Source organism: Paraliomyxa miuraensis, assembly GCF_026337845.1.
GTDB lineage: Bacteria > Myxococcota_A > Polyangia > Nannocystales > Nannocystaceae > Paraliomyxa > Paraliomyxa miuraensis.
Genome location: NZ_JAOVZF010000158.1, coordinates 434,137 through 454,466, shown reverse-complemented (window position 1 = coordinate 454,466; position 20,330 = coordinate 434,137). Strand labels below are relative to the sequence as shown.

The following is a 20,330-nucleotide window of genomic DNA, read 5'->3' as shown; positions in this document are numbered from 1 at the left end:
CTTTGCCATGCCGTCGTTTTCGTTCCAATCGCCAGGGTGTACGCGCTATCGTGGTGGGCCTGCCATGAGCCTCGGGACCAAGCTTCGTCGCCTGCTGGTCGACGACGACGACGGTGTGGTCGAGTCCACGCTGCGGCGCTACTTTCGGCCTCAGCCGCGCTTCACGGCGCCGTTTCGCTACGACTGGATCCCCATGCCCGATCTGCAGGCGGTGCTCGGCGACGCCGAGCCGGGGCTCTACGACGCGGCCGCGCGGGGGGTGATCGACCTGGCCAACGCGGCCGAGGACGCGCTGCGGCGGCGGCGTTACGCCCAGCGTCGCCGGCAGCGTCCGGAGTGGCCCGTGGTGGTGTGCGAGGGTGATTCGTGGGTGGCTCACCCCATGGTCGACGACATTGGTGATCACCTGTTCTGCGACGCGAGCAATCACTTCAACGTGCTCAACTGCGGGGCGGCGGGGGATCGCCTGGTCACCATGGAGCGCGAGCGCGAGCAGGAGACCCTGGTCGACCAGGTGGGCGCGGCCGGTCTGGTGCTCAGCGGCGGCGGCAACGATCTGCTGGTGCAGTTCCAGGAATTCCTGCAGGCGTGGGAGCCGGGCCAGCCCGGCGAGCCCTCGGCTCGCATCGTGACCGCGGCACTCGACGCTCGCCTCTCGCATGTGATGGAGATCATGCGACGCGTGCTGCTCGGTGTGCGTGGGCGCGACCCGGAGCTGCCGATCATCGTGCATGGCTACGACTACCTGCGCGTGGGCGACCCCGAGCAGGGGCCGTTCCTGGCGCTTCACTTCGATGCCGCTCGCATCGAGCGGGCCGAGGAGCGCCAGGCCACCCTCGACGCGATCGTCGATCGCTACAACGATCGGCTGTGCGAGACCACGAGCGAGATCGAGGGCGTCGACTACGTCGATCTGCGCGGTACCGTGCCCGATGACGAGTGGTACGACGAGATTCACCCCGACTCGCGGGGCTTTCGCCGGGTGTCGGACCGGATCGGTGGGGTGCTGCGGCAGCGGCTGGCCGAGCGCTGAACTCACTGCTCGGGGCAGAGCTCCAGATCATCGATCCACTCGTGCACCACCCACGCATGGGGATCGGGGACCGAGGTGGCGACCGGAGGCATCTGCCAGGGCCCGCGTGTCGACAGCCGCAGCCAGATGAGCGAGTCCTGCGGGGCGCCGGGGGCAACCCGGTGGTCGGCATCGAAGGTGCTCGAGTACTGCGGCGCGACCCCACACAGCCGGGTCTGTGCGGTGGGGGTGGTCCAGCGCATGTCCATGTCGAGCGCGGGCGGAGTCCAGCCACCCGGACGATGACAGTGCCCGCAGTTTGCGTGCAGGTAGGCGCGGGCTCGATCTTCGAGGGGAGCCTCGGGATCGGTGTAGTCGGCGATGGGGGGCGGCGCGGGCAGCGGGCCCTCGAAGAGATCGATGTCGGCGAGGGCATCGAGCTGGGACGCGAGCACGCCGTCGTAGTCGACCCAGCGATCGAGCTGATCGAGGCGGGGCCCGAGGGCGCGTACGTCACCGGTCCCGTGACAATAGCCGCACTCGTCACGCGAGGGGAACGTGTGGTCGACCACGGTGGGGGCACCCTCGAGGCTGGTGAGCATGATGCGGGACTGGCCGCCGTCGAGCAGCTCGGCTTCGGTGCCGTCTTCGTTCCACGCGTAGCCATGGAATTCCCACGCCCAGCTTCGTCGGATCATCACGCGGGTCTCCACGGGAGTGAGCACGTCCGGCGCGAAGGGATCGAGGGCGTAGGAGAAGGTCTTGAGGATGGTGGTGCCCACCGGAAAGCGCAGGCTTCCGTCGTCCTGCACCGCGATCCTCGTGCCGGGCGGCAGCACCAGGTGGCGCTGCTTGTGCGAGCCATCGGTCCACAGCGGAGCGTTGAGGGTGTAGGGCACCAGATCGGGAGCCGGCGAGGTCACGCCGCCGCCCGCGAAGCAGCCGCTGGCCGACAGGACGGTGGGGAACTCGCCCGGGGGGCGCTCGACCACCAAGCGGCCGAGACGACCGTCGGCATCGATGGCCCAGATCCCACCCGAGGGATCGGAGGCGAGTGCCGCCGGGGCCGGGTCGAGCTGGCCGACCACCGCACGCGTGCTCTTCTTGCCGCCCTGCGCGGGGCGGGCCGCGAGCAGCTTGCCCGAGCAACGGTCGGCGTAGACGAGCGCGCCGTCGAGCTCGGGATCCATGTCCTCGGCGGGCGCGGGGAAGGCCGGTCCGCAGTCGCCGTCGGCATGGCGATGGGTGGCCTGGGGCAGCTGGCTGTCGAGGTTGTCGCAGCCGCCGAAGACCTGGCAGTCGTTGCCCTCGAGGCGGGGCCAGCCGAGGAAGGCGGCGGCGGGGACCAGGCTCACCTCGGAGACGTCGGCCCCCACGTCGGCGCACCAGATGCGATCATGGGTGGAGTCGTGGACGCAGCCCGCGGGGTCGCGCAGGCCGAAGGCCCAGGTCTCGGCCGCCACGCCACCCTCGCCCGCCAGTGGGTTGTCGGGAGGCAGGTCATAGCCATGCGGCACGGCCAGGGTGGAGACGTCGAGGCGCAGCAGATTGCCGGCGCGCAGGTGGGGATCGTCCGCCGGGCCCACGTCGTCGCCCTCGCGATCGTCGCCCAAGGGGATCCACAGCAGGCCCTCGGTGACGAGCAGCCCCGCGCCTCGACGCACGTCGGGGCCGTCGTGGTCGATGGCGATCACCTCGAGGGCCGATGCGGGGTCGAGCCCGTGCGGGTCGGTCAGGGTGAAGCGGGTGATCCGGGTCCGCGCGGGGGCGTCGGTCTCGCTGCGCACGAAGACCGCGTCGAGCCCGGCGGTCGAGGCGAGGGCGAGCCCGGTGATGCGATTGCCGTCGGCGGGCCGTAGCTCGGCCATGGGCTCGAGCGCGTCGGTGGGATCGAGCACCACCAGACGGCCGTCGTCGGTGCCCACGAGCACGGTGCCCGCGAGGCCGGCCGCGAGCGCGCGAGCCCCCGGTACGCTGGGCACGTCGGTGGGGTCGAACGAGAGCGGCGGGAGCAGGCCGGGGGCCCACCCGTCGAAGCGACAGCTCTGGGCCTGCGGGCGCGGGGGGAGGGGAGGGCCGGAGGGCGGGGCCTCGGTGGCCTCGTCGCTGCCGGTGGCGCTCCCCGTGGTGGAATCGTCGGCCGGCGTGGATTCGGACGGGTCCTCGCGGCATGCCGGCGCGGCCAGCAGCAGCAGCAGCCCCCACGTCTTTGCCCTCGTGGCCATCGACGGCCGCAGGATAGCAACGGAAGGCTGATCGTTTCCGGGAGTCGGGGCACTATCGCCGGTGATGCTCCCCACCGTCCTCGGGTCCCTGCTGTCGTCGTTGCTGCTGTGGTCGGGCCCACCTCCGCTGCCACCCGATGCCGCGGTACCCGTGGCACCCGCGGAATCGAGCCCCGACGGGCCCGCTGAGCCCGAGGCCGTGGCGGGCGAAGCGTATGGTCCCGAGGCCGAGTCGGCATCCGAGCCTCCGCCGCAGCCCGAGCCCACGGCCGCGATCGCCCCGGTGGCGCCGGCCGAGTCGGACCTGCCGACGTTCGAGCCGAGCCCCGAGCCCGAGCGACTCCGCGATGGCGTCCCGCCTGGCTACATGGTGGTGCGGGCCCCTCGCTGGCGCGGTACGGGTCTGTTCGTGGGCTCGGGCGGGCTGCTGGCGGCCGCGCTGATCTTCCAGCTCACCGATGGCTTGGCCTGCGGCAACTGTGCGGTCGGGGCGATCGAGCGCTCGTTCCTGGCGGGGGCCATGGGCTTGGCCGCGGGTGGCGGCGTGGTGCGGGCTCGCGCCGATGCCTACGACGACACGGCGCTGCGCCGGGGGCCCCGCGAGACCCGGCGCGCGCTCATTGCCGGGGCGGTGCTCACGGGCACGGGGGCCGTGCTGGGGCTGGTCAACGACGGCATGTGGTGGCGCTGCATCTTCAACGCCTCGGGACCCTACGCGACCGAGCCGCCCGCGGACGAGTGGGACTTCGGGGGGTTCGACTGTCGCTACGGGCTGAGCCGAGGCTTGCTCGACGTCGCCTCGATCTCCACGGCCACCGGGCTGGGGCTGCTGAGCTGGTCGCTGGTCTACCGCCGCGATGCCAGGGCCTACGAGCGCGCTCGCGTGATCGGCCTGCGACCGACGATGGGTCGCGAGCGCGTCATGCTCGGGGTGGAGGGACGCTTCTGATGACTCGGTGGGCGCTGGTGGTGCTGGTGGGCGTGGCCGCCTGCCGACCCGAGAGCCATGGGCAGGGGCGGCAGGTGCTCGTCCCGCCCACGGCACCGGGCGCGCAATGGTTGCGCTCCGAGCCGGGCACCATGCCGCGGGTCGCGGTGCCCGAGGGCGACGCTCCGCGGGCCCTCGGGGAGGACACCCACCGAGCCACCGTGCTGGTGCCCATCGACGACCAGACCCGCGTGCTACGGGCGGAGCCGGCCGAAGCGGTGGTGGCGGTGCCGGCCGACCAAGAGCTGCCACCCGCGATGCGACGGCGCGTCGCGCCCTGAGGGCGTCCCGCGCCGCGAACACGACGATGGGGTCGAACGCCGGCGATCGGACTACTTGCGCAGGCCCTTGTAGTCGAACTCGACCGTGAGCGGCTCGTCGAGCGCCAGCAGCTTCTCGAAGAACACGGGCTCGCCCTGCACCGGCAGGCTCACCTGCACCGGGACCGCGCCGGTACCCAGGCCGCCGCTGTCGCTCTGCATGACCGCCTGCTGCTCGTACATCGGCGTGTCGGTCTCGATGTAGTACTCGTCCTCGCTGGGGATCGGGTTGCTGGGGTACTCGACCATGCGCAGGCTGCCATCGGCGCTGCGCTTCTTGATCTTGGTGCCCTCGGGCGAGTGCACCCGCCACACCACGTAGGTGCTCGGGGCGTCGGCCTGCGGGAGCGTGCCGGCGAAGTGACCGCGCCCGTTGTCCGGGGTGGCATCGGTGCTCTCCACGTAGACGACCTCGACCTCGAACGCGGCCAGCGAGCCCCCGGTGGACTGCGAGCGCAGCAGCGGCACCATCACCCGGCCGTCGGAGGCCTTGGCCGGCTGCACCGCGCGGCCGCCCACCGAGGCGCTCCACAGCTCGGCGCCCTCGGGTAGCGCAAGGCGCAGGAACTGCCGCCGGTTGTTGCGCACGCGGTACTGCACCGAGGTCAGTCGGCGTCCCTGCTGGGTCCACATGGTGCGCGCCTGGGTCTCGTCGAGCAGCGTGACCAGCACGTCCACGTCGTCGTGCTGCGCCACCGTGAGCGGGATCGCCGGCTCGGCGCCGAGGTACTTGTAGCCGAGCAGCACGGGCTGATCGGTGATGCCGAGGATCGCCGCCGGCAGCGAGCGCACGTCGACCGCGGTGGCGCCCTTGACCTCGCCGGCCCCGACCTCGAGGTTGCCGCGGGCCTCCACGCCCACCCAGCCCTTGGCTCGCTCCACGCCCAGCGGGACCACCACCGGTGCCTGCAGGTCCTGGCTCTTCTCGCCGACCACCTTCTCCATCTGCAGCTGCAGCGAGTAGGCCCCCTCGGCCGCGTAGTTCAGCACGACCTCGAGCGTGCCGTCCTTGAGGTTCCAGTCGCGGATGCCCGAGCCGGTGACGTCGAGCAGGGTCATGTCCTTGGGCAGCGAGAAGCGCAGGGTGTTGACCCCCGCGAACAGGATCGTGTCCTGTACGGTGGTGGTAGTGCGCAGCAGGCCGTCGCCGATGCCCACCAGGGTGTAGACCTCGGCATAGACCCGCGCGTCCTGCTTGGCCGCCTCGGGGATCTCCACCTGCCAGCTCACCGACAGCGAACCCGTGGCGGGCAAGGTGGCCGTGACCACGCGGTCGCTGCCCACCACCTTGTCCGACGACAGGCGGGCGTTGGCCACGGTGAAGTCGAGGTCCTGATCGGCCGGTACCGCCAGCTCGAGCTCGGTCGCGCCCGAGGGGGCCAGGTCGAACGCCAGCGAGCTGCGGCCCTGGGCGGTGGTCACCGCGGCCGCGAACTCGAGCTGGAGGTCGAACGCTCCGCGGCGCTCGGTGACCAGGGTGTAGTAGCCGTCCTCGATCACGACCGCGGCCTCCTTGCCGTCGATGGTGGCCGACTGCAGCGCCACCGTGGCCGGCAGCACGGGCACCCGCGCCCAGCCCTTCTTGCGCAGCACCTCCACGTGGAGCTTGGCCTTGAACGTGGCGGCGTGCGGGCGCCCGTCCTCCACGAGCACGCGGCCGCTGTAGCGGGCGGAGGCCAGCGCGTGGTCGCGGGGAGCCTCGGCCTCCTTCTCCTTGGTGGCTTCGTAGAGCTTGAGGAACTCGTCGAGCTTCATCACCACGCGCTCGGGTTCTTCGGCGCCGGCGGTGGTGGGCAGGACGAGCAGCGCGGCGAGGATGGTGGCAGGCAGTCTGCGCATGATCATGTCTCCTGGGCGTGGGGTGGCGGCCTAGCGGCGAAGCCGGCGTCGGGCGTGGATCTCGATGACCTGGGTCTGGTTGGCGTCGATGAGGAGCTGTTGGTAGCGCACGGCTTGCCCGGTGGCCGGGATGACCACCGAGAGCGCCGATGCGGTGACCGTGGGCGCGGGCAGGGAATCGTCGGGGCGCGAGCGCGTCTGGTCGTCCACGGGCTCGCGTGTCGGCTCGGCCGAGGGCTCGAACACTGCCTCGGCGGGGGCGAGATCGTCGGGCGTGGCCAGCGTGGCGGGCGTCGTGATCATGCTCGCCGTCTTCGAGTGTGCGCGCGACGAGAGGTTGGCGCCCTCGGGGCGGAGGATCTCACCGTCGACGTTGTCGTCCTCGAAGTCGTACACGGCCACGGCCGTCGCGTCGCCCCCACCGTCCGTGTTCTTGCTGCCGCCTCCCCGCAGGCCGCGAGCGAAGCGGCTGGGGGCGCGCTTGAATTTGACGCGTCCGCGTCCCCGACGGGCGAAGCGGCTGGGCGCGGGTGCCTCGTCGGCGACGTCGTAGACCTGGTCGTAGTCCTCGTCTGGCTCGGGCATCGGCTCGGGCTCGGACATGGGCTCGTCCTCGAGCGCGGCCATGGTGTCGGGCTCGACCGGCGTCTCGTCGAAGCCATGCGCGGGCCTGCCGTCGTCGGCGTAGACTTCCTCACCGCCGGTCGGGCCATCGAGGCCTCCGACGGCCCCGTTCGCGTTGCCGAACGTGGCCGTCGCCACGGGGGCCTCGCTGGAATCGCCCGGGTCGTAGAAGCTCTGGCCCTTGCTCCAGTCCGCCACGGTCTTCTCGCGTCGGCTGGCGAGCTGCTTGCCCTTCTTGCCCTTCTTCTTGCTGACCGTCTCGAGCTCGATCTCGACATCGGCGTTGCGCACGTCCTGCTCGACCGACTCGGTCTGCTCGAGCTTGGCGAGCTTGCCCCCGAGATCGAGCGCCGCCTGGTACTGGGCCTCGGCTTGCGCGTAGTCGCCGGCGTCGGCGGCCTTCTCGGCCTCGGCGATCAGCGACTCCTGGCGACGGAAGTCATCGCTGGCGCGCGCCTTGGCCTGCTCCTTGACGCGCCGCTGCAGGGTGAGGTCGCCCTTGTCCTTGGCATCGGCCTTGCCCTCGATCACATCGATGTTGGCCTGCAGGCGCGCCATGTTCTCGCTGCTCACCCCGAGCTCCTGCAGCTGCGCGAGCTTTTCCTGGGCGGCCTCGAAGTCGTTGCTGAGATAGCCCTCCACGGCCTCCTCGAACAGCGCATCGGTCACCCCGGTGTCGTCCATGCCCACGCCTCGGCCGTAGGCGAGCCCCTCGCCCTCACCGAACGCGCCCACCACGTTGTGCTCGCCCTCCTCGAGGCGCGACTCGTAGCGGGGGGGCAGGTACACGGTCACGCGCGAGGCGGCCACCGGGGCATCGAGGGTGGGCAGCGCAAGCTCGCGACGCTCGCGACGCTCCCAGGGATCCTGCTCGCCGAGTAGGATCACCTCGACCGGGAAGGACAGCAGCCCGTCCACCGTCTCGAGCGAGCGCCGCAGCGGGATCCTCCAGGCATCGTCGTCGCCGCGGCTGGGCAGCGCGGTGTCGTTGCCCACCCGCGCCCCGATGATCCGCAGGCCCGGGGGCGGGCGGACGTTCAGGTGGGCCCCTCGATCGTTGCGCAGATCGAAGTGGGCCTTCATCAGCACCCGACCCTCCTCGGTGGTCGCGATGGTGTACGTGGCCACGTCGATCACCGTGGGCGGCCCGGGTACCGGGACGAAGCGCAGCAGATCGAGGTGCCCCTCGGCGGGGGCGCCCGCGCGCTGGTACGCCGCGGTGGGCGTGCCCTCCACCAGGCCCTGGCCCCATGCGGGCAGCGAGGCCGCCGAGATTGCGGTGCCCTCGGTGATCTCGGGGATCACCTCGAGCTCGCCGTCGCGCGCCAGCTGCAGCGAGGACTCGCTGCGCCACGCGTCGGGCTCGATGCGCGGCAGCGTGAGCCGTGCCTCGTCACCGGCGGCGATCGCCTGGGTCCATCGCAGCTCGAGATCCACGCGCGTGCTCACCGGGGCGCTCAGCTCCACTTCGAGCGCATCGCCACTGCGAGACCATCGCGCGACATCGGGCCCCTCGACCGTGAGATCGTCGCCGATCCCCGCCACCGAGGCACGCACCCGGGGCAGGGCGCCATGGCGGAGCTCCCACTGCAGGTGGGCTCGGCCACGGACCTCGGCGTCGCCCACCGTCAGGCCCACCCCCGCGTGTGCCACCGCCAGCACCTCGCGAGCCGGTGGCGCATGCTCTGGATCGCGCAGCTCGAGCGTCAGCGTCGAGGCCCCGGACCACACCACGTCGCCGCCGGTCTTGGTCGCCCCAAGGGCGCGCGCGAGCACGGGCGCAGCCTCGCCGGTCGCCTGGTCGACGACCGGGACTGCAGCTCGTCCCGGGATCGCCACCCGCAAGCGGCCGCGCGTGGCCGGCAGCAGGCCCAGCTCGAGGCGGTCGAGCGCGCCGTCCGGGATGAACGCGCGGACCGAGAGCTCCACGGGGCGCTCGACCCACGCGACCAACATCGTTGCCATCGTGTGGCCCGGGAGCGTGATCACGGGGGCCGGCTCGGAGCCCAGGATCGCGCTGCGCAGCTCGATGCCGGGGCCCAGCAGCGTATCGGCGATCCACCCGGGGGTCTGCACGTCGATCTGCCAGCGGCCATGCAGCATCAAGCCACCCTCGACCGCGATCAGCTCGATCTCGCGTTCCCGTGCCCAGGGTCCGAGCAGCGCCGGCTCGGCCTCGAGCGCATTGCGCATGGCCTGGACCCGTGCCCACGACAGCTCGACCGCATCGACCTCGGTCGGCGCGAGCTCGGTGGGCATGGGATCGCTGGCGAGCAGCCAGAGTGGAACGAGCAGGGGAGACACGGTGGGTCAGGTGGTGGTCGGCCCCATGGGAGGGTGGGGCGAAAACGCCGCACGGAGCGGATGACTTACAGCTCAGGGTACGGACGGACCGAGCGGGAGGTGGTCGCACCGTCACCGGGGCAGTCTGGGCGAGGCAGAGCGCACGAAGCTCCGGGTAGGGATACGCAGGGAGGGTCCAACGAGTTCCATTGGCCGGGTGAACCGGATTCCGTGACCCTGCCCCATGACGCAGCAAAAGGGGGCCGCCCGCTGGACTGGCCCCCCGATGGTGTTCGTGGTGAAGGGTGCCTCGCTACTTGGCGACCTCGACCTCGATGTCCCACTTCTTGGAGATGGTGTCCTCCTCCACGACGATGCGCGGGCTGTCGCTGAACACCAGCAGCTTCTTGCCGTACTTCTCTTCCTCCTTGGGCTCGCCCCACTTGGCCTTGATGAGGCCCAGGATCTCGTCCTTGGCGGCCGGGAACGGCTCCCAGGCGATGCCCACGCGGAAGCGGTTGATCTTGCCGTCGTCGCCGAAGCTGGGATTGACGCGCGTGAACTGGCTGCCGAACTCGGTGGGCAGCAGGTCGATGTTGCTCGAGGCCGCCGCGGGGCCCAGGGCGGAGAGGTCCTTGCCCGCGAACTTCTCGAGGTCCTTGCGCCGCTTCTCGGCTTCCTCGGCCGAGACGTTCTCGATCACGTCGGCGTAGGCCGTGTTCAGCTCCTCGGCGGTCGCACCGAGCAGCGGCCGGTCGGGCTTCTCGAAGCCCAGCAGCTCCTTGCCCTCGCCCAAGAGCTCCTTGGCGGGGAGGTAGGCCTCGAACTGGACCTCGTCCTCCTTGCCGTAGCCCTCGGACACGGTCGCGCGGATCTTCTTGGCCTCGTTGAACCAGAAGTACTTGGGCTTGCCCAGGTCCTCGCCCTTCTTGGGCTCGCCCCACGCCTCGGTGAGCAGCTTGGCCATCTCCACGCCCTCGATCTGCAGCGAGGCGCTCTTGAGCTTCCCGCTGTCGTCGGGCACGTAGTAGCTGAAGTACGCGCCCTTGTACTCGTCGAGGAACTTGCCGCCGTCCTCGAGCTCGGGCGCGGCCTTCTTGGCGTCGTCGGCCGACATGCCGAACTGCAGCGTGGACAGCGGCCCGGGCAGCTCGGGGGTCTTGGAGGCCTTGAGCAGCTCGGCCGGATCCTTGGCGGGGGTCTCGGCCTTGGCATCGGCCTTGGCGTCGGCCTTGGCATCGCCGCCCTTGTCCTCGGACTTGTCGCAGCCCGCGGTGGCGCCCATGGCCAGCGCCATCGCCACGGTGGTGGTGAGAATCGTCGTGAGCTTCATCGGCTTGCTCGTCGCTTGGTGTTTGCAGACGAAGGGGCGATCGCGCCCCGGGGTGATGGCGGGATGATCGGATCGGCTCGCGATGCACCCAAGGGCGTGAGCGCGATCGCGATGTGTGGGGGCGCACGCAGCCACGAGCTTTGCCGGTTTTCGCGGACGAGCGTCCCCGATGGTCGTGTCCTGGCCCACCACGCGCGAGACCCGAGACGATCGAGGCGGTCGCGGCCGGTGAGGAGTAGGATGCCGCCGACCGATGTGGCGTCTCGACAACGCGATCCAGCGCTACGCCTGGGGCTCGCACGTGGCGCTGGCCACCTTGCAGGGGAGGCCCGTGCCCACGGCCGAGCCCGAGGCCGAGCTGTGGATGGGAGCGCATCCGCGGGCTCCCTCCGCGCTGGTCGGGGACGGGCGTTCCTTGCTCGCGGCAATCGAGTCCGAGCCCGAGGCGATGCTGGGCGCCTCGGTGCTGCGGCGCTTCGGGTCACGGCTGCCGTTCCTGCTCAAGGTGCTGGCCGCGGAGCAGCCGCTGTCGCTGCAGGCCCATCCCGACGCCGAGCGGGCGCGATCGGGGTGCGCCGAGGAGGACGCCGCCGGCATTCCGCGCGAGGCTCCACACCGCAACTATCCCGATCCCCACGCCAAGCCCGAGCTGGTGTGCGCCCTGGGTCCATTCGTGGCGCTGTGCGGATTTGCCGACGTCGAGCGCACCAAGGGGCTCATCGACACGCTGGGGGTGCCGTCGCTGCGTGCCATCGCCGATGGGCTGTGGACCAAGGCCCCGTCGGAGGCCCTGGCCGAGATCGTGCGACGTCTGTTGACCATGCCCGAGCCGGGGCCCCTGGTGGATGCGGTGGCTCGGGCGGCGGCTCGCCCCGGGGCTGGGGGGGATCGCTGGCAACGCGAGCGCGAGTGGGTGCGGCGCCTCGCCGAGCGACATCCCACCGACGCCGGCGTGGTGGTGGCGCTCTTGCTCGAGCTGGTGGAGCTGCGCCGCGGTGAGGCGCTCTATCTCTCGGCGGGCAACCTGCACTGCTATCTCGAAGGGACCGCGGTGGAGATCATGGGAGGCTCGGACGATGTGCTGAGGGGCGGTCTGACTCCCAAGCACGTGGACGTGCCCGAGCTGCTGCGGGTGCTCGATCTGAGCGCGGGGACCACCCGGCGCGTCCTTCCCCGGGCGGTGTCCGACCACGAGGCGGTCTACGACACGCCCGCGCTCGAGTTTGCGCTGTCGCGCATCGAGCTGCCCGCGGGGAGCTCGTGGTCGGCTTCGTCGCAGGGCCCCGAGGTGCTGCTGTGCGTGGAAGGACGGGTGCGCCTCGAAGGCACGCCTGACCCCGTGCTGCTCCTGAGCCAGGGCGACAGTGCCTTCGTGCCCGCGTCGCAGCCCGAGTACCGCGCACGGCCGATCACCGACGCGACGTTGTTCCGTGCAACCGTCGGCACCCCGACTCCGTGACGCCGTCCGCACCCGACGCAGCAACCGGAGGGCGACGTCGTCGGCGCTGGCACCCGAAGCAGCGACGCGAGGGGCGAAGCCGCAGCCCCCAGCCCTCGAAGCAGCAACCAGGAGGGCAAAGCCCGACCGCGGGGTGGGGGACCCGCGACGGCTTCGCCGACGCGGGGCGGGGCTGCGAAGCCCCGCCATACGGACGTAGACCCTGGCGAGTGCCCCTTCGGGGCACTAGCCAGGCGGCGGCGGGTAGCAGCAGCCGAGGTAGCAGAAGTAGTCGGTCGGGCAGCTGGGGTTGTCCGGATCGCACGGATCGCCCACCGGGCACATGTTGCCGCCGCACCCCTCGGGCGGCTCGGTCTCGCCGAAGCAGATCTCGCACTCCGCGGGCTCGCAGGTGTTGCCGCAGTCGTCGATCTGGCTGGTGCACGGGGTGCATGCATCGAGGTTGTCGAGCGAGCAGTCGGGGTGCGAGTTGAGGAAGATGTCGACCGTGCCTCCGCCCGGCAGTTGCACGGTGCAGCAGCCGAAGCAGTCGCAGCCCGGCGGCACGTAGGGCTCGCAGAAGTCGATGCAGTCCTGATCCTGGTTGGGTGGGTTGTTGTTGCAGCTCATCCCGCCCGTGTACTCGCAGTTGATGAACTCGCCCGGGTTCTCCGGATCGCACTTCAGATCCCAGATGCAGCCGTCATCGCCCTGGCCGCTGTTGCCGTCGAAGAAGCAGTCCTGCTTGCAGTCCATGTTGTCGCCGGGGATGCCGGTCTGGAACGAACTCTCGTCGTCGTCGCAGGGACCGGTGCACTCGGGATCGACGAGGTCGGTGAAGCCGTCTCCGTCGTTGTCCATCCCATCGCCGCACTCGTAGATGGTGCCGCCGCAGTCCACCGGGTTGGTGGGGTCGTTGCCCGTCGTGGTACCATCGGTCGTGTCGGCCGGACCGTCCGAGCCCGTCGAGTCTGCGCTGGTGCCGCCCATGGATGTCGTGCCCACGCTGGTCTCGTTCGACGTGGCCGTCGCGGTCGAGGAGCCGTCTTCGGTCAGCGTGGTCGGGATGCCGGACGTCGGGGCGTCGGTGTCGGTGTCCCCGCTCGGGGTCTCGCCGGGGCAGCCCGTGCCCACGGTCAAGGAAAGACCACTGACGATCAGGAAGCGAAGGGCGGACCTCATCGAGCCATTGGACCACGCGCGGCGACGGGATTCCAAACCTTCACTCATTGCGGGGGCATTTCGTCGTACCGCGAGTGTCGTCTGCCTCGGCCCGCTGCTCGCGGCACCCAGCGGTTGCACGCAGCAGATCCTCGATGCGTCGGGGGACGAGGGGCTCGAGGGGCCCTGTGCCGCGCAGAGCGAAGGCGAATGCGCGGATGGCTTGGTGTGCGAGCCGGTGGTGGGCGAGGATCGGAACCTCTGTGCGGTGGGGGTCGAGATCCGCGGCAGCGTGATCGACGCCATCGACGAGGGGGCGATTGCGGGGGCGCATGTCGTCGGGGCCGACGAGTCGGGGGCGCCCGTGACCCGCGTCGTGCAGACCGATGCCAATGGGCGTTTCGCGCTGCCCGTGAGCGTGGGCCGCGATGCCGACGGCGCGCTGGCCGAGAGCCCGCGCTGGACGCTGCAGGTCTCAGCGGCCCGCTATCTGCCGTTTCCGGGCCTGCTGCGGCCCGCGTTGCCGATCGACACCAGCGCGATCGTCGAGGGCTCGAGCGCCATGGTGATCGACGGCGCCTCGACCACGGTCGCCCTCGTTGCGCGGCAGAGCGGAGGGGCCGTGGTCTCCGGCGTGGTCGAAGGCGCGCGGGCGGCGGGGACGTTGGTGGTGGCCGAGGGCGTGGTTCCGGCCCCGGTGGCCGTGGCCGACCTCGATGGGGCGTTCAGCCTGTTCGACGTCGGCGCGGGGCCGGTGGTGATCCGAGGACACCGAGCGGGGGTCGAGCTCGCACCGGTCCCGCTCGAGATCGGGGCGGACGACGTCAGCGACGTTCGCCTGCGGGTCATCACCGAGGACATCGATGCGATGGCGGTGGTGCGGGGCTCGGTCAACATCGTCGACGGCGGGGGACAGCGCGCGACCAGCGTGGTGCTGGTTCCCAGCAGCGTCTACGTCGAGGGCTTGGAGCGGGGCCCGGTGCCGCTGGGCCTGCGGGCTCCCGCTCCGCCGCAAGCGCCGAGCATCTCGTCGAGCTTCGAGATCGTGGGGGTGCCCGAGGGGCGCTACCACGTGCTCGCGGGGGTCGAGAACGACATGCTGGTCCGTGACCCCGACACCTCGATCGCAGGCACGCAGGTCCCAGAGATCGAGATCGTCGCCGGGCAATCGTTCGATCTGCAGAGCAGCTTCAAGATCACCGAGGCGCTGACGGTGCTCGAGCCCGGGGCCGATGCGCTCGAGGAGGTGGGCGCCTCGCCGACCTTCGCCTGGGTGGACGACGCCAGCGAGGATCGCTACGAACTCGTGGTCCACGATGCCCTCGGCACCGAGGTGTGGCGCGACGACCAGATCCCTCGTGGAACCAGTGGCGATCGCCTGGAGGTCCCGTATGGTGGTCCCACGCTGATCCCGGGCATGGTCTATCGATTCCAGGTCACGTCGTGGAGCGACGGCGCCCAGGGCAGCACGGCGCTCTCGCGGACCGAAGACCTCCGCGGGGTCTTCATCGTGCGGTAGCCCGCGCCAGCCATCACCGTGCGGACTTCGGGGCGAGTCCGTCGCACGCTGGTCCGTCTCCCAGCGCGCGCTTGGCTCGAAGCACGTCACCGGTCAGTGCGTGGCCGGGCCATCGCTCGAGGAACTCCGCGTAGGCGCAGCGGGCCTCGTCTTCGTGGCCGGCGGCCTTGAGCAAGCGCCCGAGATCGATGAGTCCCGCTTGCGCGGCGGCCGAGCGCGGGTGCTTGGTGACCAGCCGCCGAAGGCTGCGAATTGCCCCCTGACGGTCGCCGGCCGCCATTCGTTGCTCGGCCTCGCGAGCCAGTTCGGCGGCGCTCTGGCTCGCCGGCCGTGCGGGTGGGTTGGACTCCGTCGGGACCGATTCGATCGGGCTCGCGACCTCGAGGCCGCCGAGATCTACGCGATCCACTGCCTCGCGAAGCACCGTCACGTGCACCTCGTGGCCCGCGATCTTCACATGGAGGGCGCCTCCACGGACTTCGATCGGGCCATCGGGCAGTTCCACCGTCACTGGCTCGGCCGACTGGCTGTCGATCGACCATCGACCTTCGGGCAGCCGCAGGTGCCGAGGCCCGAGGATCTCTGGCTGCGCAACGTTGGCCGCGAGCGCCTGGACGACGATCGTGGTCGCCAGGACGGGCCCCCTGGGCTCGACCGGGGCGCTCGTCTCCCCTGGCGGAGTCGAACGCGTGGTGTCCATGACCTCTGCCTCGCTCACCGCGACCTTGGGGTCGTCGATGGGAGCCGCGGAACCCCGGACCTCGTGGTCCTCATGGTCCTTCCACAGCTCGGGTGTGCTCACCACGAGCACGAGTGCCGCCGCCATGGCCAACGCCGCGACGATGCCTCGACGTTGCGTCGCTCGCCGTCGTTGCCAGCCCTCGAGCACCGTCTCGGCGCGCACCTGGACCGCGGGGGGCTGTTGCATCCGCGCCGCCTTCACCAGGGCTTGGAGGCCGGGGTGCCGAACCGCGGGCTCGCCCGGATCGGTCGAGCGCGTTCCCACCCGGAAGTCGTGCTCGCTCATCGGGCTTCCTCCGGATCGAGGCCGAGCAACGTGCACAGGCGCTCCTCGGCCTTGCGGGTGCGGTACGAGACGGTGCTGACCGGTACCCCCAGTCGCTCGGAGGCCTCTTGGAGCGAGAGATTGTCGATGGCGCGGGCCGTGAACGCCTCACGATACTTGTCGGGGAGCTCCCCCAGCGCGGCGTAGAGCCGCCCGAGGTGCTCGGTGGTGGTTGCCTGATCTTCGGGAGTTGCGACGGGCTCGGAGGGGCTCGTTGCCACCCGATCCTCCCTCCGCAGCCTTCGTCGCTTGGCGTCCCACCAGTTGCGTACCTTGTTGACCGTGATGCGATACAGCCACGTGTCGAGTCGAGCATCGCGACGAAACCCGGGCAGGGCCGAGAACGCCGAGATGAACACCTCCTGGACGAGGTCGTCCACGATGCTTGCATCTCCGGTCATGCGCTGGATTTGCCGTGCCACGTCGTCCCTGTGGGCCGAGAACAGAGCGCTCTGAGCCGCCGGATCTCCCCGCTGCGCGGCGATCAGCACGGCAATCGCGTCCGCTTCCCTGGCCCGGGCCATGGGGCTGGATGGTAGCGGATTCAACCCTTGGACCGGCACGCCCGCGCCGATTCCAAGCCCCTGGGTACGGAAACGTGGGGGATCACGATCGCTCAGCGTCGGGGGCTCGCCGTGCGTCGCGGCGGAAGGCGCAGGCCTACGTGGGCCGTGACCATGGGTCGCACGATCCCCCAGCGGAGCGCTTGGCCGTCGCCACGAGCCAACAGCGGCGGCAGCATCAGGTCGGCGCCGAGCCACGCGCCGACCACCAGGAGTGGTCCCCGGTACTGGAGCCCGCCCACGATGGCCGGGTTGGTGCCCCAGCCGCGGGCGGATCCCTCGGCCGTGGCTTTGGCATGCTGCACCCGCATCAGCGCTCCCGCCCCTCCCCAGACTCGGCCCCCCAGCCCCGACGCGCCTCCGAGCACGCCCGCGCCCATGCGCAGGCCATCGAGGCGGAGCGCCCCCCTCGTGCTGCGGGCCCAGGCCAGCTCGGCGATCGGCTGCACGTGCTCCTTGGCCAGCCATGCGCCTCCGGCCACGCTGATGCCACCATCGATGGCCGGCGATCGTCGTAGCCCGACCGCCAGGCGCGGCCCGAGCCCGATGAAGCCCGACGAGGGCGATGGTGCGGGCTCGGGCGGCCGGGGGAGTGGCTCGGGCTCGGGGGTGCCTTGCTCGAGCTGCTCGACGAGCAGGGCCAGCGCCGCGGCGAGCTCCCGACTACGCTCGTCCGTCGAGGCGCCGTCGAGAACCAGCCTGCGGGTATGGAGGTGCCCCGCCCGGTCGCGGAGGGTCACGTTGACGTGCTCGGGGGTGCTGCCGTCGCGGATCTCTATCTTCCATCGCCGCCAGTCATCGCCCACGCGTAGCTCGAGGCCCTGCTGCACGGCCGCGGCTCCTACGCGATCGGTGTGGACCTGCAGCTGGGAGGCGTCATTGCTTCGCTCCGTGTCCACCTCGAGCGTCGCGGCCTCCGGCTCGCTCGTGGAGGCTTCCAAGGCGGGTTCGGCATCCCTCGACGCAGACGGCTCCATGCTCGCGCTCGCGAGCCACAGGCGCGCGAGGGGAAGCAGCATGGGGCAGAGCAGCATTCGTCGCGAGCATACGGTGTCTGCTCGCGGCCCAGGATTACAGCGAGGTCTCCCTCCCCCCTCGAAGACACCAACGTGGCCCCGAGCGAGGGTGATCTCGCTCGCGTCTCGGACTCGGGGCCGTGCCTCGCAAGCCGCCCAAGAAAGAGCGGTCATCCCCATGGCAAATTGCACGAGCGTCGTACGCAAGTCGCCCATTCGATGTCTCCGCCATAAGCGAGCGCACGGTCGTCACCGTGCGCTCGGTTGCCCTTGCGGCGAGTCGGAACTGCCAGCATGGGAGGCTTTTGACGTGGGATGAGAGGTTGCGGGCCCCCAGGCCCGTCCACACCGTGTAATCCGGGTGAGGTTCACGGGGGACATGCTCAAAAACCCTGTAGCTGCCCGAATTCTGCATCGGATAGGCAAATTGTCCTTGCCCACCCCCGGCGTGTGTGCAAGTCTCCCAATGTAGGTTCTCGTCGTCAAAGGGAACCAATGACGCACACGGACCCCGACCCAACCGGTCGGGTACACGGCTGACGGAGCTGCCATTGGGGCGCATCTCCGGGTCGTCTCCGCGGTGCGCGCGGGAGGACGCATCATGGTGAAGGGCATCGAGAGCGAGGCGCGACGTGGACGATGGGCTTTGGGCGCGCTGGCCGTATCCTTGATGATGGCGGGCTGCTACCAGGGGGGGCCGCAGATCGCCGACGAGGACGATCCCGAGGAGGAGGAGGACGGCCAGGCCAACCTGGTGGGTCCCGGGACCTGCGTCGATACCGACGAGTTCTTCAAGGAGAAGATCTGGGCGCCGGTGCTCTCGCAGAGGTGCATCGCCTGCCACAACCCAATGGGCGTGGCCGGCCACACCGATCTCGTGCTGCAGATGTCCGACTACCCGGGCTACCTCGAGGTCAACAAGCAGACCGTGGCCAACGTGGCTCGGCTCGAGATCGACGGCATGCCGCTGCTGCTCGCCAAGCCCAGCGCCGCCGTCGAGCACGGCGGTGGCCTGCAGATCCAGGACGACAGCGAGGAGTACGCGCTGCTCGGCGAGATGATCGACCGCTTCCGGGCGCCCACCCACTGCCGCCACGACGGGGACATCAACAAGTTCTTCGCCGGCATCCAGCAGCTCGACGAGGAGGAGACGCTGCGCAAGGCGACCTTCCTGCTGGCCAGCCGCATGCCCACGGCCGAGGAACTCGACGCCGTGCGCGGCGGGGGCATCGACGCCCTCGACTCGGTGCTCGACACCGTGCTTCGCGAGGACGAGTTCTACGTGCGCATGAAGGAGATCGTCAACGACATGCTCCACACCGACGCCTACCGCATCGGCGACGACGCGGTGGAGACCGTCGACCTGGAGATGTTCCCGATGGCGTTCTGGTTCGACGACATCGAGGATGCCGACACCCGCAACCTCATGCGGCGTCGAGCCAACGATGCGATCGCCCGTGAGCCGCTCGAGGTCGTCGAGTACGTGCTGCGCAACGATCTTCCCTTCACCGAGGTGTTCACCGCCGACTACACCATCGTCAACCCGTTCTCAGCGCGCAGCTACGGGCTCGACCTCGGCATGTTCACCGACCCCAACGACGAGAGCGAGAAGCTGCCCTGGACCTTCGAGGGCATGCCGCAGTCGGGCATCCTGACCACGTCGGTGTTCCTCAACCGCTACCCGACCACGCCGACCAACCGCAACCGCGGCCGGGCCCGCTACTTCTACGAGTTCTTCCTGGCCACCGACGTGATGCGTCTGGCGGCGCGGCCCATCGACGCCACGCAGATCCAGACCCACAACCCCACGCTCAATGCGGCCGCCTGCAACTCGTGCCACAACAACATCGACCCGATCGCCGGCGCGTTCCAGAACTGGGATGACAGGGGTCGTTACCGTCCGCTGAGCGAGGGCTGGTACGGTGACATGGTGGCCCCTGGGTTCGGCGACAAGGAGCTGCCCTACGAGGAGACGCCGCGGGCGCTCTCGTGGCTGGCCGAGGAGATGCTCGCAGACCCCAAGTTCGCGCTGGCGATGGTCCACCTGGTCTACACCGGTCTCACCGGCCAGGACCCCCTCGAGGAGCCGATGGAGCTCGAGGACGTCGACTACCTCGCTCGGATTCGGGCGTTCGAGGCGCAGGACTTCGTGTTCAAGCAGGTCGCCGAGAAGTTCGTCGGCTCGGGCTACGACCTTCGCGTCATCGTCAAGGAGCTGGTCAAGACCCCGTACTTCCGCGCGCTCGGGTCCGACGAGGCCCTCGACGAGCAGCGCTACATGGAGCTGGCCGACATGGGCACGGCGCGCCTCTTGCCCCCCGAGGCGCTGCATCGGCGGCTCGTGAGCACGCTGGGGGTGGGCTGGCAGAAGGACGGCACCAACGTCCTGCTCTCGGGCAACTACTACAAGTTCTTCTACGGCGGCATCGACTCGGTCTCGGTCACCGACCGACTGACCGAGATGAACGGAGTGATGGCCAGCGTGGTCGACCGCATGTCCAACGAGATGGCCTGCACCATCACCGCCGTCGACTTCACCCGGGCGGCCGAGCAGCGCGTGCTGTTCCCCGAGGTCGAGCTGACCGACCTCCCGGGTGCTCCCGGGGCCGAGCAGGCCATCCGCAGCAACCTCGTCTACATGTACGATCGCCTGCTGGGTGAGTCCCTCACCCCCGACGATCCCGAGATCGACCGCGCCTACGGGGTGTTCTCGGCGGTGTGGCAGGACGGCCAAGCGGGCCTGCTGCTCGAGGAGAACCCGTACCCGGTCGCGCTGCCCAACCAGTGTCGTGCGACCACCGATCCCGCCACTGGCGAGGCCATCCCGGCCGACCTGCAGATCATCGAGGATCCCGACTACACCGTGCGCGCCTGGATGGCGGTGACCACGTACCTCTTGGGCGACTTCCGCTTCCTCTACGAGTAGACCAACGAACCGAGACG

At 70.3% G+C, this 20,330-nt stretch carries 14 protein-coding genes; 6 read left to right on the top strand and 8 right to left on the bottom strand.

Annotated elements, in window-relative coordinates:
* The first annotated feature begins 64 nt into the window (after window positions 1–64).
* Window positions 65–1,033: an SGNH/GDSL hydrolase family protein gene (locus tag OEB96_RS31190; RefSeq protein WP_266220449.1), complete on the top strand. Its 969-nt coding sequence runs from the start codon at window positions 65–67 to the stop codon at window positions 1,031–1,033.
* A gap of 2 nt (window positions 1,034–1,035) precedes the next feature.
* Here OEB96_RS31190 and OEB96_RS31185 read toward each other — a convergent pair whose 3' ends face one another.
* Entirely contained in the window at window positions 1,036–3,237 is a 2,202-nt protein-coding gene (locus OEB96_RS31185) for a PQQ-dependent sugar dehydrogenase (protein WP_266220448.1), read from the bottom strand.
* A gap of 64 nt (window positions 3,238–3,301) precedes the next feature.
* Between OEB96_RS31185 and OEB96_RS31180 the strand changes: the two genes are divergently transcribed.
* The gene (locus OEB96_RS31180) at window positions 3,302–4,186 is read left to right on the top strand and encodes a hypothetical protein (RefSeq protein WP_266220447.1); all 885 of its coding nucleotides are present in this window, start codon (window positions 3,302–3,304) and stop codon (window positions 4,184–4,186) included.
* A complete protein-coding gene (locus OEB96_RS31175; RefSeq protein ID WP_266220446.1) occupies window positions 4,186–4,506 on the top strand; it encodes a hypothetical protein in 321 nt (106 codons plus the stop codon). The genes OEB96_RS31180 and OEB96_RS31175 overlap by 1 nt, the downstream gene beginning before the upstream one ends.
* A gap of 51 nt (window positions 4,507–4,557) precedes the next feature.
* Here the strand turns inward: OEB96_RS31175 and OEB96_RS31170 are convergent, their stop codons facing one another.
* The 3 genes from OEB96_RS31170 to OEB96_RS31160 all read right to left on the bottom strand — a co-directional run bounded on the left by OEB96_RS31170 (window position 4,558) and on the right by OEB96_RS31160 (window position 10,624).
* Window positions 4,558–6,384, bottom strand: a complete 1,827-nt coding sequence (locus OEB96_RS31170) for a hypothetical protein (RefSeq protein ID WP_266220445.1) — start codon at window positions 6,382–6,384, stop codon at window positions 4,558–4,560.
* Between the two features lie 30 nt (window positions 6,385–6,414).
* Window positions 6,415–9,312 carry a hypothetical protein gene (locus tag OEB96_RS31165; RefSeq protein WP_266220444.1) on the bottom strand — a complete coding sequence of 966 codons (2,898 nt, stop codon included), beginning with the start codon at window positions 9,310–9,312 and terminating at the stop codon, window positions 6,415–6,417.
* Between the two features lie 292 nt (window positions 9,313–9,604).
* Entirely contained in the window at window positions 9,605–10,624 is a 1,020-nt protein-coding gene (locus OEB96_RS31160) for a hypothetical protein (protein ID WP_266220443.1), read from the bottom strand.
* A 253-nt stretch (window positions 10,625–10,877) separates the two neighbouring features.
* Between OEB96_RS31160 and manA the strand changes: the two genes are divergently transcribed.
* Window positions 10,878–12,083, top strand: a complete 1,206-nt coding sequence (manA, locus tag OEB96_RS31155) for a mannose-6-phosphate isomerase, class I (protein WP_266220442.1) — start codon at window positions 10,878–10,880, stop codon at window positions 12,081–12,083.
* A 225-nt stretch (window positions 12,084–12,308) separates the two neighbouring features.
* Here the strand turns inward: manA and OEB96_RS31150 are convergent, their stop codons facing one another.
* Window positions 12,309–13,244 carry a hypothetical protein gene (locus OEB96_RS31150; RefSeq protein WP_266220441.1) on the bottom strand — a complete coding sequence of 312 codons (936 nt, stop codon included), beginning with the start codon at window positions 13,242–13,244 and terminating at the stop codon, window positions 12,309–12,311.
* Between the two features lie 220 nt (window positions 13,245–13,464).
* Here OEB96_RS31150 and OEB96_RS31145 point away from each other — a divergent pair, with 220 nt between their 5' ends.
* Window positions 13,465–14,742 (top strand): hypothetical protein, encoded by a 1,278-nt coding sequence (locus OEB96_RS31145; RefSeq protein ID WP_266220440.1) that lies wholly within the window; start codon window positions 13,465–13,467, stop codon window positions 14,740–14,742.
* Between the two features lie 13 nt (window positions 14,743–14,755).
* On the opposite strand, the gene OEB96_RS31140 is transcribed toward OEB96_RS31145, so the two are convergent.
* From OEB96_RS31140 to OEB96_RS31130, 3 genes are all read right to left on the bottom strand, one after another.
* Complete coding sequence (locus OEB96_RS31140) at window positions 14,756–15,769, bottom strand: tetratricopeptide repeat protein (protein ID WP_266220439.1); 1,014 nt, start codon at window positions 15,767–15,769, stop codon at window positions 14,756–14,758.
* Window positions 15,766–16,332 carry an RNA polymerase sigma factor gene (locus tag OEB96_RS31135; protein ID WP_266220438.1) on the bottom strand — a complete coding sequence of 189 codons (567 nt, stop codon included), beginning with the start codon at window positions 16,330–16,332 and terminating at the stop codon, window positions 15,766–15,768. The genes OEB96_RS31140 and OEB96_RS31135 overlap by 4 nt, the downstream gene beginning before the upstream one ends.
* 92 nt (window positions 16,333–16,424) lie before the next feature.
* A complete protein-coding gene (locus OEB96_RS31130; RefSeq protein ID WP_266220437.1) occupies window positions 16,425–17,390 on the bottom strand; it encodes a hypothetical protein in 966 nt (321 codons plus the stop codon).
* A gap of 598 nt (window positions 17,391–17,988) precedes the next feature.
* On the opposite strand from OEB96_RS31130, the gene OEB96_RS31125 reads away from it, so the two are divergent.
* Window positions 17,989–20,313, top strand: a complete 2,325-nt coding sequence (locus tag OEB96_RS31125; protein ID WP_266220436.1) for a DUF1588 domain-containing protein — start codon at window positions 17,989–17,991, stop codon at window positions 20,311–20,313.
* Window positions 20,314–20,330: the final 17 nt, after the last annotated feature.

Bases quoted from the DNA above. Each gene is read 5' to 3' on its own strand.
- OEB96_RS31190 (WP_266220449.1), top strand. From the start codon at position 65: ATGAGCCTCGGGACCAAGCTTCGTCGCCTGCTGGTCGACGACGACGAC.
- OEB96_RS31185 (WP_266220448.1), bottom strand. From the start codon at position 3,237: ATGGCCACGAGGGCAAAGACGTGGGGGCTGCTGCTGCTGCTGGCCGCG.
- OEB96_RS31180 (WP_266220447.1), top strand. From the start codon at position 3,302: ATGCTCCCCACCGTCCTCGGGTCCCTGCTGTCGTCGTTGCTGCTGTGG.
- OEB96_RS31175 (WP_266220446.1), top strand. From the start codon at position 4,186: ATGACTCGGTGGGCGCTGGTGGTGCTGGTGGGCGTGGCCGCCTGCCGA.
- OEB96_RS31170 (WP_266220445.1), bottom strand. From the start codon at position 6,384: ATGCGCAGACTGCCTGCCACCATCCTCGCCGCGCTGCTCGTCCTGCCC.
- OEB96_RS31160 (WP_266220443.1), bottom strand. From the start codon at position 10,624: ATGAAGCTCACGACGATTCTCACCACCACCGTGGCGATGGCGCTGGCC.
- manA (WP_266220442.1), top strand. From the start codon at position 10,878: ATGTGGCGTCTCGACAACGCGATCCAGCGCTACGCCTGGGGCTCGCAC.
- OEB96_RS31150 (WP_266220441.1), bottom strand. From the start codon at position 13,244: ATGAGGTCCGCCCTTCGCTTCCTGATCGTCAGTGGTCTTTCCTTGACC.
- OEB96_RS31140 (WP_266220439.1), bottom strand. From the start codon at position 15,769: ATGAGCGAGCACGACTTCCGGGTGGGAACGCGCTCGACCGATCCGGGC.
- OEB96_RS31135 (WP_266220438.1), bottom strand. From the start codon at position 16,332: ATGGCCCGGGCCAGGGAAGCGGACGCGATTGCCGTGCTGATCGCCGCG.
- OEB96_RS31130 (WP_266220437.1), bottom strand. From the start codon at position 17,390: ATGCTGCTTCCCCTCGCGCGCCTGTGGCTCGCGAGCGCGAGCATGGAG.
- OEB96_RS31125 (WP_266220436.1), top strand. From the start codon at position 17,989: ATGGTGAAGGGCATCGAGAGCGAGGCGCGACGTGGACGATGGGCTTTG.